At 69.9% G+C, this 14,609-nt stretch carries 12 protein-coding genes; 2 read left to right on the top strand and 10 right to left on the bottom strand.

Translation table 11 applies throughout. The annotated features are described in order from the left end of the window. Nucleotides 1–29: 29 nt before the first annotated feature. The 6 genes from T333_RS09070 to T333_RS09095 form a co-directional block, all read right to left on the bottom strand. A complete protein-coding gene (locus tag T333_RS09070; RefSeq protein ID WP_496424206.1) occupies nt 30–1,349 on the bottom strand; it encodes a UDP-glucose dehydrogenase family protein in 1,320 nt (439 codons plus the stop codon). Then, nucleotides 1,342–2,292, bottom strand: coding sequence for a glycosyltransferase family 9 protein (locus T333_RS09075; RefSeq protein WP_496424207.1), 951 nt, complete (start codon nt 2,290–2,292; stop codon nt 1,342–1,344). Before T333_RS09075 ends, T333_RS09070 begins: the two co-directional genes overlap by 8 nt. A gap of 22 nt (nt 2,293–2,314) precedes the next feature. Further along, on the bottom strand, nt 2,315–3,808 hold the full coding sequence (locus T333_RS09080; RefSeq protein ID WP_496424208.1) for an HAD-IIIA family hydrolase: 1,494 nt from the start codon (nt 3,806–3,808) through the stop codon (nt 2,315–2,317). Next, nucleotides 3,805–5,427, bottom strand: coding sequence for a carbamoyltransferase family protein (locus T333_RS09085; RefSeq protein ID WP_496424209.1), 1,623 nt, complete (start codon nt 5,425–5,427; stop codon nt 3,805–3,807). Before T333_RS09085 ends, T333_RS09080 begins: the two co-directional genes overlap by 4 nt. Before the next feature lie 100 nt (nt 5,428–5,527). Beyond that, complete coding sequence (locus tag T333_RS09090) at nt 5,528–6,493, bottom strand: NAD-dependent epimerase/dehydratase family protein (RefSeq protein ID WP_357253357.1); 966 nt, start codon at nt 6,491–6,493, stop codon at nt 5,528–5,530. Beyond that, the gene (locus T333_RS09095) at nt 6,490–7,434 is read right to left on the bottom strand and encodes a glycosyltransferase (protein ID WP_496424753.1); all 945 of its coding nucleotides are present in this window, start codon (nt 7,432–7,434) and stop codon (nt 6,490–6,492) included. The genes T333_RS09090 and T333_RS09095 overlap by 4 nt, the downstream gene beginning before the upstream one ends. A 138-nt stretch (nt 7,435–7,572) precedes the next feature. Between T333_RS09095 and T333_RS09100 the strand changes: the two genes are divergently transcribed. Then, nucleotides 7,573–8,964: an aldehyde dehydrogenase family protein gene (locus tag T333_RS09100; protein ID WP_496424210.1), complete on the top strand. Its 1,392-nt coding sequence runs from the start codon at nt 7,573–7,575 to the stop codon at nt 8,962–8,964. A 20-nt stretch (nt 8,965–8,984) separates the two neighbouring features. Here the strand turns inward: T333_RS09100 and T333_RS09105 are convergent, their stop codons facing one another. The 3 genes from T333_RS09105 to T333_RS09115 form a co-directional block, all read right to left on the bottom strand. Then, nucleotides 8,985–10,115, bottom strand: coding sequence for a lysophospholipid acyltransferase family protein (locus tag T333_RS09105; RefSeq protein ID WP_496424211.1), 1,131 nt, complete (start codon nt 10,113–10,115; stop codon nt 8,985–8,987). After that, a complete protein-coding gene (locus T333_RS09110) occupies nt 10,112–10,936 on the bottom strand; it encodes a GNAT family N-acetyltransferase (protein ID WP_354999176.1) in 825 nt (274 codons plus the stop codon). Before T333_RS09110 ends, T333_RS09105 begins: the two co-directional genes overlap by 4 nt. Nucleotides 10,937–11,165: 229 nt before the next feature. Beyond that, complete coding sequence (locus tag T333_RS09115) at nt 11,166–12,437, bottom strand: NAD(P)/FAD-dependent oxidoreductase (protein WP_496424212.1); 1,272 nt, start codon at nt 12,435–12,437, stop codon at nt 11,166–11,168. Between the two features lie 112 nt (nt 12,438–12,549). Between T333_RS09115 and T333_RS09120 the strand changes: the two genes are divergently transcribed. Beyond that, nucleotides 12,550–13,407 carry a LysR family transcriptional regulator gene (locus T333_RS09120; RefSeq protein ID WP_357253349.1) on the top strand — a complete coding sequence of 286 codons (858 nt, stop codon included), beginning with the start codon at nt 12,550–12,552 and terminating at the stop codon, nt 13,405–13,407. Nucleotides 13,408–13,648: 241 nt separating this feature from the next. On the opposite strand, the gene T333_RS09125 is transcribed toward T333_RS09120, so the two are convergent. Then, nucleotides 13,649–14,605: an electron transfer flavoprotein subunit alpha/FixB family protein gene (locus T333_RS09125; protein WP_354999173.1), complete on the bottom strand. Its 957-nt coding sequence runs from the start codon at nt 14,603–14,605 to the stop codon at nt 13,649–13,651. Nucleotides 14,606–14,609 lie beyond the last annotated feature (4 nt).

The raw sequence follows: 14,609 nt of genomic DNA on the forward strand, positions 1-14,609 counted from the left end.
CCTGGACAATCGGCCCGCGGAGGCACCGTTCACGTCGGTCCGTCTCCGGAAGCCGCGGCGGTGCCGGTGCCGAGCAAGGCGAAGCCGGTGCCGCTCAGCAAACGTTCGTCGAGCAGATTTCGGGTATCCACGATCACGGCACGGTCGACATCGGCGGCGAGCCTGGTCCAGTCGAGCGAACGGAATTCGGGCCACTCGGTGAGGATGACGATCGCACCGGCGCGCTTCGCCACCAGGTACGGATCGTCCACCACGCGAATGCCGTCGAGGTCGGCGGCGACCGACCGAGGCACACACGGGTCGTAGGCGGTGACCGCGGCGTCGTGATGGGACAGTTGCCGCGCGATCGCGACGGCGGGGGAATCGCGCAGGTCTCCCGTCCCGGCCTTGAACGCGAGCCCGAGCACGCCGATCCGGGTCCCCGACAGCGAGCCGTCGACGGCACCGGTGACCGCGCGGCGGATCTTGCGCATCACCATCGCGTGCTGATGGTCGTTGGCGCGCAACGCGTCCCGGACGACGGCGAAGTCCACGCCCGCTGCCTCCGCGGCCCGCAGGAGCGCGCGCGTGTCCTTGGGCAGGCACGAGCCGCCCCAGCCGGGGCCGGGCGCGAGGAACGCCGGACCGATCCGGTCGTCCATGCCCATCGCGTCGGTGACCTTGGTGATGTCGGCGCCGACCCGCTCGCACAGTTCGGCGAGCGTGTTCACGAACGAGAGCTTGACCGCGAGAAACGCGTTGCTCGCGTACTTGGCGAGCTCCGCGCTGGCCGTATCCGATCGCAGCACCGGCGCGTCCGTTCCGGCGTACAGCGCCGCGACACGGTCGGCCGATTCGCGGTCCCGCTCCTCCACGCCGATGAGGACGCGGTCGGGATGCAGGAAGTCGTGCACCGCGTGGCCCTCACGGAGGAATTCGGGATTGCTGACGACCGCGGGCAGACCGAACAGCGCCGGAATCCGAGCCGCCGTCCCCACCGGAACGGTGGACTTGGTGACGAGCACGCAATCCGGCGGCAGGACCGCGGTCAGGGTCTCCAGCGCGTCTTCGACCACGCCGAGGTCGGCCGTACCGGCGGTGCCCATGGGAGTCGGTAGGCACAGCAGGACCACTTCGCATTCGTGCAGCGCCCCCGGATCCGAGGTGAAGAAGAGCCGGTTCTCCGCGAGCCCCTCCCGTACCAGTTCGGGCAGGTCGGGCTCGACTATCGCGACCGTCCCCGCGCGTAGCGCCGCGATCTTGGACTCGTCGTTGTCGACGCAGACCACGTGATGTCCCAGATGCGCTAGGCACGCGGCACTGGTGAGTCCCACGTACCCGGCACCGACGACTCCGACGCGACTACCCATGGGGCACCTTCTCTCCGAGCAATCCGGCCGCGGCCGCCAGCACCTGTTCGGGTCGCAGCATGAGCAGCCCGGGGTCCGGGCGGTCGGCGTGCGGATCGCCGATGTCCCCGGCCCACAGCGCCACATGATCTTTCGCGGTGAGCGGCGGCCCCCACCGGTTCGGCGGTGTCGGGCCGAACAGCAGGACCGACGGTGTGTCGAAGGCGGTGGCGAGATGGCCCACGCCGGTGTCGCCGCATACCACCAGCGCCGCGTCGGCCACCAGCGCGGCGAGTCGCGCGAGGTCGGTGCGTCCGGCGTACACCGCCGAGGGCGGTAGGCCCGCTTGCTCGGCGACCGAGTTCGCCAAGGGGAGCTCGGCGGGCGTCCCGGTGATCACCACCCGGTGGCCGTCTGCGCCGAGTTCCCGAGCCACGCGCGCGAAACGTTCGGCGGGCCAGAGACGGGCGGGATAGGCCGCGCCGGGATGGATCACGACCACGTTCGACTCGGGGGCGGGCTGTCGTGGCGCGGGTAACCGCAGCGCGGCGGGATCGGCGTCGATCCGCGCGGACTCCAGCAGTCGGCACCAGCGATCCACCTCGTGCATGTCGTCGCGCCACTCGGGGCCGGGCAGGTCGGGGAAATCCGGATGACGATGGCTCAGCAGGATGTCCGCATTTGTCGCGAGCAGATCGCGGATGCTCTCCGGCCCGCTGCCGTGCAGGTTGACCGCCAGCCTCGGCGGCGCACCCGGCCAGCGGAGCGCACCGAGTCCCGCTGTCGGCAGCAGTTCGTCGACCGCGTCGACGAGATCGACCAGATCGCGCAGGGACTCCGGGGCGGCAAGCACCACGCGGTCGTCCGGGAAGGCGTCGCGCAATCCGCGCAGGGCGGGCACCACGGTCAACAGATCGCCGAGGCCCAGTGCGCGCAGCACGAGGATCGAGCCGGTCAAGGCCACGATCCCTCGAACAGCGCGCCGGTCACGGCACACCCGCCAGCGCCAGCCGAACGGCCTCGGCCAGGTCTCGCGCCACGGTCGCTTCGTGCCGCGCGCGGTGCACTTCTTCGGGAAGGGTTCGCGCTGTCGGCACCAGGATCGCGCGGGCGCCCGCGGTCGTCGCGGCGGCGACATCCGCGCCGGTGTCGCCGATGACCACGCACCTGCCGACGTCGACGCCGAGCTCCGCCGCGGCCCGTCTGATCAGGCCGGGCTCGGGTTTGCGGCACGCGCAGCCGTCTCCTTCGCCGTGCACGCAGACTTGCCACGTGGCGAACGGCCCGAGCAGTTCCTCGACGCGGGAGTTCACCGCGGCCAGCTGTTCGTGGCTGATCGATCCCCGCGCGACGCCGGACTGGTTGCTGACGATGCCGAGCGGGATGCCCGCCGCGCGCACCATCCGCAGCGCGTCGACGGCGCCGGGTACCGGACGGACCTCGGTGGGGTCGCCGAGATAGGGCACATCGACGATGAGAGTGTCGTCCCTGTCGAACAGCAGCGCCAGCGGCGAAGCGTGGGTCACGTGCCGGTGGCGCAGCTCGCCGCGCAGCCGGTGCCAGCACGCGGCCGGTGGAATCAGCGCGCTGCTCAACGCCATTCGGCCGATCTCGGCGGGCGTGCGCGGCCCGGGTGCGATCCGGCGCGCGGCGAATACGCCGGTCAGCGTCGCCCAGAGCGCCGCGGACGCCAAAGCCGCGCGTTCGCGTCCGGCGACGCCGAGCGCCAGGGCGACCACACCCGTGGCCGTGGTGAGCGCGTGGCGAGGCATTGATCCCTTGTCCTCGCCCACGCGCTGACGCCACCGGGGGCCGAACTTGCGCCGCATCAACGCGTTGTCGGCGTTGCCGCGTTGCGCTCGCACACTGGCCATGAGCCCCGACTGACGCACCGGGTGGTGCGTGACCCGCTGCCCATTGGCGATGACGTACCCGGCGAGACAAATCCGCAGCGCCAGATCGGCGTCCTCCCGAAATGCCCTCGGGAACCGTTCGTCGAAGCCGCCGACCGCGAGCAGCGCGGTCCGGCGGTAGGCCATGTCCGCCGTGATCCACCGCGCGGTGGCCAGCCGGGCGACGCCCCGTTCCTCGTCGGTCGGTCGGCGGTGCTTCGGCAGCGGAACCTCGATGCGGGCCGTGGACGCCGCTGTTCTCTCATCGAGGTCGTGCAGGTCGTCGGCCAAGCGGGCGGGCCAGTCCGGCGCGGGGCGCACGTCGTCGTCGAGGAAGGCGATCCACTCGCCCGACGCGTGTTGCCAACCGGCGTTCCGCGCCGCGGCGGGTCCGTGGCCACCCGAGCGGACGACCCGTACCGGAGACAGCATCTCGGGCAGCGGTAGTTCCCCGCCATGGGGCCGGTCGTCGACCACGACGATTTCCCGCGGCTTCGGGCCGGTCGCGGCGTCGAGCGACTCGAGCAGCGTCCGAATACTCTCTCGGCCCACGGTCGGAATCACGACGCTGAAGTCGACGGTATTCATGCGCGACGCACCAGGAACGAGCCGATGGCGAGCAGATCGATCGGCGCGGAACCGAAGCACTCGAGCGCATCACGTGGTGAATCGACCATCGGCCTGCCCGCGGTGTTGAGGCTAGTGTTGACCACCACGGGCAGACCCGTGAGCCTGTCGAACTCCGCCAGCATCCGCGCCACGACGGGGCTGTCCGCGGGATCGACGGTCTGCACCCGCGCGGTGCCGTCCACATGCGTGACGGCGGGAATCCTGGCCCGCCACTCGGGCGCGACATCGTGGACGAACAACATGTACGGGCTCGGCAACGGTCCGCGTCCGAAGATCTCGGCCGCGCGGTCGGCGAGCACCATCGGCGCGAGCGGGCGGAACTGTTCGCGCCCCTTCACCTCGTTGAGGCGTTCGAGATTCTCGGCCCGACCGGGATGCGCGAGCAGCGAACGGTGCCCGAGCGCGCGCGGGCCGAACTCCGCGCGGCCCTGGAACCAGGCCACCACCTCGTCCGCCGCCAGCGCCCGCGCCACATCCGCCGCGACGTCGTCGGACTTCGTGTACGCGACCTTCGCCGTGCGGAGAATCGCTTCCAGCTCCGAGCCGGTCCACTCACGACCCAGACCGGCCGCCCGCATCGGGGTGGCACGTTCACCGAACTCGGCCGCCAGTTGCAGCGCGGCGCCCAGGGCGGTGCCCGCGTCACCGGCCGCGGGCTGCACCCAGATCCGTTCGAAGGGACCTTCGGCGTGCAACCGGGTGTTGGCGACGCAGTTCAACGCGATCCCACCGGCCAGCGTGAGGTCACGCTGACCGGTCTGACCGTGCAGCCAGGAAATCGACTCGAGCAACACGTCCTCGAGTCGACGTTGGACGCTCGCGGCGAGGTCGGCGTGGTCGAGGCGAAACGCACCGTCGATCACGGCGGGCGCGAAAGAATCCCAGTCCACCGGTTCGGTTCGGAAACCACCGTCACCGGTGCAATACACCAGCTCGCGGAACCGATCGAGGAACCGGGGCGTGCCGTAGGAGGCGAGGGCCATCACCTTGTATTCGTCGCTGGAGCGGGCGAATCCGAGGTGTTCGGTGAGGTCCTCGTACATCAGGCCGAGCGAGTGCGGCAGCCGCTGCGAGGCCAGCTCGACGAATTTGCCGTCCCGGTATTCGCCGGCCAGAGAGGAATGGCTTTCGCCGCGTCCATCGGCCACCAGGACGGCCGAGTCGCCGAACGGCGCGGCCAGCGCGGCGGACGCGGCGTGTGCCAGGTGATGTCGCACGAAACGCACTCTCGTGGGATCGAGGCCGGGCAACGCGGCCGCGAGGAATGCGGGCGCTCGGAAGGCGTAGTCCGTGCGGGTCTCCTCGCTTCCGGGGTCGAGGCCGTCGAGCGAGTGATCGACCAGCTTCGGGTCGTACGAGTAGCCGACCGCGTCGAGCTGATCGGGGCGTATCCCGGCTTTGTCCAAACACCATTTGGCCGCTTGCTCGGGCAGCTCCCACGCGGAGAACGGCACCGGCCGCTTGCCGTGCTTGCGTCGGCTGAACCGCTCTTCTTCGGCGGCCGCGACGATTTCGCCGTCCACGATCAGGGCGGCGGCAGGATCGTGGAATATCGCGTTGATTCCCAGAATGCGCACGTGCCGCCTTTCTGTTCGAGACGGATGCGGGGCCCATCGGCCGACCGCTGGCATTTATCGGGCGCTACCCTCGGCGGTCGCCACTAAACCGACGCGCCGATCAGCGCACCGGCTCCTCGGCGGGCACGGTCGGGCGCCCCGCGAACCAGTCGATCGTGCGGCGCAGCCCATCGTCCCTGGTCACCGACGGCCACCAGCCCAGTTCACGCCGCGCGAGTGAGATGTCCGGGCAGCGCCGCCGCGGATCATCGATCGCGCCGTCGACGTACCGCACGATGGACCGGCTTCCGCTCAACGAGCGGATCTCCTCGGCCAGGCTGCGCACCGAGACCTCGTCCGGATTCCCGATGTTCACCGGTCCCGGGTGATCGCTGGCCGCCAACGCGATCAAGCCACGCACCGTGTCCTCGACGTAGCACAGCGAGCGGGTCTGCTCGCCGGTTCCCGCGATGGTGAGCGGTGCGTCCGCCAGCGCCTCGGCGATGAACGTAGGCACCATGCGGCCGTCGTCGGTGCGCATCCAGGGACCGTAAGTGTTGAAAATACGGGCGATGCCGGTGTTGACGCGCCGCTCCCGGCGAAATGCCATGGTCAACGCCTCGGCATAACGTTTTGCCTCGTCGTAGACGCTGCGCGGACCGACCGGATTGACGTGACCCCAGTAGTCCTCGCGCTGCGGGTGGACCGCCGGGTCGCCGTAGACCTCGCTGGTCGAGGCGAGCACGAAACGAGCCCGATTCCGCTCGGCCAGCCCGAGGGCGTTGCCGGTCCCGGCCGAACCGGCTCGTAGTGTCTCGATCGGCAGCCGCAGATAGTCCGGGGGCGAGGCGGCCGACGCGAGGTGGAAGACGACATCGAAGGAGCCCACCGCGGGAAACGACTCGGTGACATCGTGCTGGACGAGGTCGAAGCCGGGTCGGTCCAGCAGCCGGGCGACATTGTCCGGTGTGGAGGTGGCGAAGTTGTCCAGTGCGACCACCGCGGCGCCCGCGTCGAGCAACCGCTCGCACAGGTGCGACCCGACGAATCCGCAACCGCCGGTGACCAATACGCGTTTCGCCTTCATCCGGTGACCTCCGAAAGTAGGGAATCCCACCGACGCAGAAAGGCGTCGAGGCCGTAATGCTCCAGCGCGAACTGCCGTCCGGCCTTGCCCGCTAGCACCGCGAGATCGGGTTCGTGCAGGAATTCGTGGAATTTCGCGGTGAGCGACGCGACATCACACGAGAGCGCGCCCGCTTCCGGCGGCACCGCGCACCCGGCCTCGGTGGTGGCCAGGGCGATCACCGGCATCGCCAGGTGCATGGCTTCCAGGAGCGACAAGCCGAGCGAGGTCCACCGCGCGGTGTGCAGGTATATCCGTCGCCGCGCCATTTCCCGGTGCAATGCGTGCTGTGCGAAATCGCCGATGCCGCGAATTGGATGTCGGGTGGGTCTGTGCGTCGTGAAGTCGTCCGCGCCGATGCCGTACAGATCGATGGGTCCCGCCATCGCGAGGTCGGGTAACAGATCGCTGCCCGTGATCCGGCCGCGCCGCATCGGTTCGTTGATCAGCGCCACGCCGTGCGGCAGCTCCCCGGTGTAGAGCGCGCCAGGGTCCACGATGCCGTGCGGCACGACCCGGGTCGGCGCGATTCCGTTGTCCCACATCAGCTCGTTGAAATGCGTCACGTGCACGAGCGCGATGTCGGCGCGATCCGCCAGCGGATGCCTGGTAGTGGCCGCGCTGGGGCGCGGCGTGTTGTGCTCGACGTAGACCGCCGGAATGTCCGCGCCGGGGCGCCTGCCCAGCCAGCGCTCGGTGAGCTCGATCTCCTCCGGGCGTTGCAGAACGACCACGTCCGGCTGGGTCTCGCGCAACTCTCCCGCGAGCACCTCCGTTGCGGACGGCCAGTCCCGACCGCAGAGCCCACGCCCCCACGGCCCACCGCCTTGCACCACGGGGACCAGATAACGGTGCGGCCCTTGGACGAACGATGTCGTCCACGAGCCGTGCACATGCCACAGCAGCACGGTGCGCCGTTCGACAGTCGCGGCCACGTCGTTAGCTGTTGCCTGTCGGCATCGAATCAAACCCGGCCCCGCACGGTACGGCAGCACCGGCGCCACTGGTTTGAACAGCGGGCGGCAGGCAACGCCCGCGGTATGACCGGACCGAGAGCTGTCACGTTTCCCACCGAAGACCGGGCGGACGAAACGATCGAGATCCTCGATCCCGCCACCGGCGCCACCGTCGGCAAGGTGTCCATGACGAGCCTCGCGGAGATCGATCAGCGGATGGAGCTGGCCAGCCGTGCCCAGTCCACGTGGGCGCGCACCTCGGCGGCCGAACGGGCTGCCGCGCTCCGCGCCTGCGCCGCCTCGCTCCGCGAGCGCGCCGACGATCTCGCCGAGTTCAACCGCCGCGAAACCGGGCGCCCTCGGCCGGAGGGCAAGGAAGGGGTGACGGCCGGGGCCGCGACGTTGGAGCAGTACGCCGAACTGGGCCCGGTGCACCGGGGCAAGAGCTTGCAGGGCGACTTCGACGCGACCGACCTCATGGTGTGGGAACCGCGCGGCGTCGTGGTCGCGCTGACGCCGTGGAACGACCCCGTCGCGGTGTCCTGCGGTCTGCTCGGCGCGGCGCTGGTCACCGGAAACACGGTCGTGCACAAGCCGAGTGAGCGCGCGCCGCACACCGGCGGGCTACTCGGGGAGCTGTTCACCAGCGCGTTCCCCGAAGGCGTTGTGCAAACGGTGCAGGGCGATGGGCGGGTGGGCGCGCTGCTCGCCGCACGCACCGACGTGGATGTCGTCGCGCACGTCGGCAGCACGAGCACCGGACGGTCGATCGCGAAAAGCGTTGCGGCCACGGGCGCCAAGGCCCTGCTGGAGAACGGCGGCAACGACGCGCTCGTCGTCGACACCGGTGTGGATCCGGTGTGGGCCGCCGGGCAGGCGGCGCTCGGCGCGTTCGCCAACGCCGGTCAGATCTGCGTGTCCGTCGAGCGGATCTTCGTGCACCGGGATGTCGCGGAGGCGTTTCTCGCGGCGCTGGTCGCCGAGGCCGAGTCCTGGCGGGCGGCGCCGTTGGTCGACCGACGCCATCGCGGTGGGGTCCACGCCCACGTGCGCGACGCGGTCCGCGACGGAGCCGATCTGCTGACCGGCGGAACGGTGCCGGACGGCGCCGGTGCGTGGTATCCGGCCACCGTGCTGACCCGCTGCGAGCCGACCATGCGAATCATGCGCGAGGAGACGTTCGGTCCGGTCGCGCCGGTACGGGTGGTGGACACGTTCGACCAGGGTCTCGCCGAGGCCGCGAACGACGACTACGGCCTCGCGGCGACCGTGCTCACTCCCTCGATCGCCAACGCTCAGCGCGCCTGGCGGGAGCTGCCGGTCGGCACGGTGAAGATCAACGCGGTGTTCGGCGGAGCGCCGGGCGGCGCGGCGCATCCGCGGCGGGCCAGCGGAACCGGCTTCGGTTACGGACCGGAACTGCTCGACGAGATGACCCAGACGAAGGTCGTGCACCTGCGTCCGGCTCCCAGCTAGCACGCAGTGCGCCACCTGTGTCAGGCGCGTGCGCTGTCGGATGCCGTTTCGGTGCGCGGCGCGTGCTCCGGCGCACGTCCCCGACCGCGGAAGACCGCGACCGCGCGGCTGCGCAGTCCGCGTCGATCCACGCCGCTGTGCGTGACCGCGGCGGGCGCCGTCGGTTCGACGGGCGCCGGGTCCTCCACCCGAGTCGCGGTGGCCTCGATCCACCGGGTGTCGTTCAGTCCGTGCCGGGAGAGTTCGTCGCCGCGCACGGCCAGCTCGCAGCGGCGGGCGAGATCCTTGCGGTCCAGGCCCGGGTACTCCGGCGGCTCGAGGACGATCTCGGCGATCATGCCGCGGGAGCGCAACACGCGCAGGGCCGAGTCACCGAAGGAGTCCTCGCCGACGAAGCCGGGGACGGTGCAGCGGTCGTCGTGCCCGTCCAAGTAGCGCAGGCGGACGGGCTGCACGAAGGTGCCGGTGTCGATCGCGGCCTGGAACAGTGCGGGCCGCATGGTGCCGTAGGCGCGGCCGCACCACGTGGTGCCTTCCGGGAAGACCGCGACGCGCTCGCCCGCGGCGAGACGCGCCCCGAGCTGGGCGACGATGTCGGGCAGCTGGCGCAGCCGCTCGCGTTCGATCGGGATGACGCGCATCAGCTTCGCCAGCTCGCCGAGCAGCGGCCAGTCGATCAGATCGGCTCGCGCGACGAACCCGAGCGGCTGCACGGCGGCCAGCGCGACGACGTCGGTCCAGCCGATGTGCCCGGTCACCACGAGCACGCCGGTGCCGCGATCGGCGTAGCGGACATCGGCGCTGGCGGCCGCGGACGCGGCGCGTTCGGCGCCGACCCGGGAGGCGATCGCGCGCTCGGCGGGCACCGGATCGGTGGGAATCCGCTTGTCCACCACCCGCAGTCGCATGCCGAGACAGCGCAGCAGCATCCGCGCGTATCCGCGCTGGAGGTCTTCGCGCCGTCCCGCGGGCGTCGCGAGGTGGCACATCGGATAGGTCAGCAGCAGCCCGGCGACGCCGAGCGCGCGGGCGACCACCCGCGCCGTGCCGATCTCACCGATCGGCTCGATGCAGCCGGGCCCGCAGGGGCTCGACGGCATCCACGCGTGCACGGCCTGTGCGGGCGGCGCCTCGAAGACCACGGTCCTCACCGCCCCCCGTCGAGGGCCGCGGCAGCGCCCTGTAGTCGGTCCAGGTATCGCGTGTTGATGGTGTCCAGGCCGAGCAGCGCGACGAAGTCGGCGACCGCGAAGTCGGGATCGTGCGCGGGCTCGCCGCAGATCTCCGCGCCGAGGCGCAGGTAGCCGCGCAGCAGCGGAGGCAGCTTGGGGCGCGAGGGCGGGGTCAGCTCGTCGAGCGTCTTACCGTCGACGACCACCGGGCGGTGCGGGTGCACCCGCCGCTCCGGATCGGAGGCGTGCCGCCCGAGCAGCATGTCCCGCACGCCGCGCACGTTGACGCCCACCGGGTCCGCCGGGGAGTCCTGCATCGGCACCGACACGCAACCCATCACCCACTCGTATCCGGTGAGCTGGATGTAGTGCAGGATGCCCGCCCACATGAGGGTGAGCACCGACCCGTTGCGGTGGTCGGGCACCACGCAGGCCCGGCCCATCTCGACGATCCGCTGACCCTCGGGATCCAGCTGGGCGAGGTCGAATTCGGTGGCGGTGTAGTACCCGCCCGCCGCGGCGACCTTGTCCGGCGGCAGCATCCGGTAGCAGCCGACGAACTGCTCGGTGATGTCGTCGCGCACCAGCAGGTGGTCGCAGTGCTCGTCGAAGCGATCGGCGTCCAGCCCGGTGCCGTTGTCGGGGATGTGGAAGCCCGGCTCGTTGGCGAAGACGCCGTAGCGCAGCCGCTGCGCCGCCTCCCTGTGCTCGGCGTCGGACGAGACGACCAGGGAATAACGCGACCGTTCCACCCCCGAGTCCGTCGGAGCCGGGGCTGTCAGCACGGACGAAATAGTCATATCCGTGATGAAGCCAGTCCGACACTGCGCCGGGGCAACCTCGAAGTTGCGTGTCGATGCAGGCTAGGTTAACGAGACGCCGGTCACACCCAAGGTTCACCGACCCGACGCGCGGCGTTAGCATCGACGCGTCGTGGAGTCGCCTTTTCCCTGCTCGAGCAACCGTTCAGTGCCCGAAAACGGCAATCGCACCGATGCGCGGGCATCGGTGCGATTCGTTCGGGTGCGCTCAGGCGGCGACGCGTTCCGGTGCGCGGGCTTGCGCCGGGGTCGATTCCACCTCGTCGAAACCGGGGCGGCCGCTGCCGATGAAGGCGACCAGCCACGAAGCCACCGCCGCGAAGCGGTTGCGGAAGCCCACCAGGTACAGCAGGTGCACCGCGAGCCACATGACCCAGGCGATCACGCCGCGAAAGGTGATCTTCTCGTTGAGCTTCACCACCGCGCTGAACCGGCTGATCACCGCCATGCTGCCCTTGTCCCAGTACTTGAACGGGGTGCCGGGCTGCTTCTTGCGGCGGATGATGTCGGCGGCGTGCCTGCCCTCCTGCATGGCCACCGGCGACTGACCGGGGTAGCCGTTGAGCGAGGTCATATCGCCGATGGCGTAGATGTCGGCGTAGCCCGCGACGGTGAGATCGGGGTTGATCAGCAGCCGTCCGGCGCGGTCGGTCTCGACGCCGGTGGCCTCGGCCAGGATCTTGGCGAACCCGCCCGCCTGCACACCAGCCGACCAGACCACGGTCTCGGCGCCGATCTTGCGCTCCACACCCGCCTTGTCCTTGACGGTCACCTTGCCCGGCTCGATGTCGGTGACGAACGTGTCGACGAGCACCTCGACGCCGCTTCCGGTCAACGACTTCTTCGCGTACTCCGAGAGCCCACCGCCGAAGGGCGGCAACACCTCTCCGGCGCCCTCCACCAGGGTGACCGAAACCTCCTGGTGGTAGTACCTTTTCGCGAGCTCCTTCAGCTGACCGGCGACTTCCACGCCGGTCGCGCCCGCGCCGACCACCACGAAGCTGAGCAGCCTGCTCTTGGTCTCGGGGTCCGCGGTCGCGGCCTCGGCGAAGACCCGTTCGATCTGGGCGCGAAGCAGTTTCGCGTCGTCGATGGTCTTGAGGGCGAAGGTCTTCTCGGCGAAATCGTCACGGCCGAAATAGGACTGCGAGGCGCCGGTGGCCGCGATCAGCGAGCCGTACCGAATCTCTTGGCGCACACCGTCGTTCTCGTAGGTGACGATCGCCTGATCCGGATCGATGCCGACCACCTTGCCGAGGCGCACATCGGCTTCCTTGTGCCTGCGCAGCACCGACTTGATGGGCGGCGCGATCTCGTGCGACGCCAGCACACCCGTCGCGACCTGATAGAGCAACGGCTGGAACAGGTGTTCCGGCGTGCTCGAAATGAGTACGAAGTCGATACCCGACTTGGCGAGTTGTTTGGCGGCGGCCAGCCCCCCGAATCCCGATCCGACGACGACCACATCTGCGTGTTCCATGACAGCCTCCTTCTCTCATTACCAACCGTCATCGGGAACGCAGATATTTCAGCCGTTACGGCGCATAATGAAGATGACTCTTATCTGGATTGCTCATGAATAGGAGCTTGTCGTGGAGCTTCGGCAGCTGGCGTACTTCGTCGCGGTCTGCGAAGAACTGAGCTTCAGCAGGGCCGCGGCCCGATGTTTCATCTCGCAGTCGGCGATCAGCCACCAGATCGCGCGGCTCGAACGCGACCTCGGTGTGCCGCTGTTCGAGCGCTCTACCAGGGCCGTCGTCCCCACCGACGCGACCACCCGGCTACTTCCCCTGGCCAAACAGATGCTGAGCCTGGAATCCGCCATCCGCGCGGCGGTTCGGGCCTCCGGGCCGCGAATCCGGCTGGCGGCCAACATGTCCTTCGCGAGCCGCTCGCTGTCGGCCATCGCGGCCGCGCGCGCCGCGCACCCGGACGCGGAAATCGAATTCGTGATCAAGCCCTTCCGCCAACGCATCACGGCCGTCGCGGACGGCGACTGCGATCTCGCGCTGATCCGCGGGCGCGTCGACCAGCCGGGCCTGATGGTGGAACAACTCTGGGTCGAAGACCTCGTGATCGCCACTTCGAGCGGTCACCCGCTGGCCACCCGCGACACCGTCACCCTCAACGACCTCAGCTCCTACCCGCTGCTGCTGCCGCCCGAACAGGAACAGGTGCTGCTGCACAACATCATTCGCAGCGCCTTCGCCGATCTGCCCGTCGGCCCCACGTTCGGCCCGCCGATTCCTCCCGACCACACCGCCACCATGGAGCTGATCAACCGCCCCGAGGCGTGGACCGTCCTCTACGCCCAGAGCCCCACCGAAGGACTCGTCGTCCTGCAACTCGCCGAACACCGCCTGCGCATCCCCGTCTCCGCCGTCCTCCGCGACGACGCCCGCCGCTCCCCCATCCTCACCACCCTGCTGGCCACCCTCCACCGCAGCTGAGGCACCGCAGACCACCCTCGGTCTCACAAACGAGGCGAAAGCCGCCGGTCCACAGTGATTTCGCCGGTCAATCGCCAGGCCCCACGTTCGAACGACAAGTCCCCGGCCACGACGATCGGCCTCTTGGACTGGTGTGCCGCGGCTCATCGCGGAGCCCAGGTACCGGCATCGAAGCTGAAACAGGAACGACCCCGGCTGTTTCCAGCCGGGGTCGTTCAAGTTGGCTACGCGCCGAGGGGTCTCAGCCCTTGTGGGTCTTGACCGCTTCGGTGAGCTGCGGGGCGACGTTGAACAGGTCGCCGACGATGCCGTAGTCCGCGATCTCGAAGATCGGGGCCTCTTCGTCCTTGTTGACCGCGACGATGGTCTTCGAGGTCTGCATACCGGCGCGGTGCTGGATGGCGCCGGAGATGCCGAGGGCGATGTACAGCTGCGGGGAGACCGTCTTACCGGTCTGACCGACCTGGAACTGGCCCGGGTAGTAGCCCGAGTCGACGGCGGCGCGCGAGGCGCCGACGGCCGCGCCGAGCGAGTCGGCCAGCGCCTCGACGACCGCGAAGTTGTCGGCCGAGCCGACACCGCGACCACCGGAGACGACGATGTTCGCCTCGGTGAGCTCCGGACGGTCACCGGCGACGACCGGCTCGCGCGAGGTCACCTTGACGACGCCCTCTTCCTGCGCGGGGACCTCGACGGTCACCTTCTCGCCGGCACCGGCCTGCGCCGCGGCCTCGACCGCACCCGGGCGGACCGAGATGACCGGCACGTCGCCGGTGGCCTTGGCGTCGACGGTGAAGGCGCCACCGAAGATGGAGTGCACGACGGAGCCGTCCTCGTTGACGCCGATGACGTCCACCAGCAGGCCGGAGCCGATGCGGGCGGCGAGGCGACCCGACACCTCCTTGCCTTCGGCGGAGGCGGACACGATCACGGCGGCCGGGGACACCGACTCCACCAGACCGGCCAGCACGTCGACCTTCGGGGTCACCAGGAAGTTGTCCACATCGTCGGACTCGGCGATGTAGATCTTCTCGGCGCCCGCGGCGGCCAGCGCGTCGGCCAGCTTCTCGCCGGTGCCCGCGGCGCCGAGCACGACGGCGGCCGGGGTGCCCAGGGTGCGGGCGGCGGTGAGCAGTTCGGTGCTGACCTTCTTGATCGCACCGTCGGCGTGCTCGACGAGCACAAGTACTTCAGCCATTTGT

It is taken from the genome of Nocardia sp. CNS-044 (assembly GCF_059570515.1).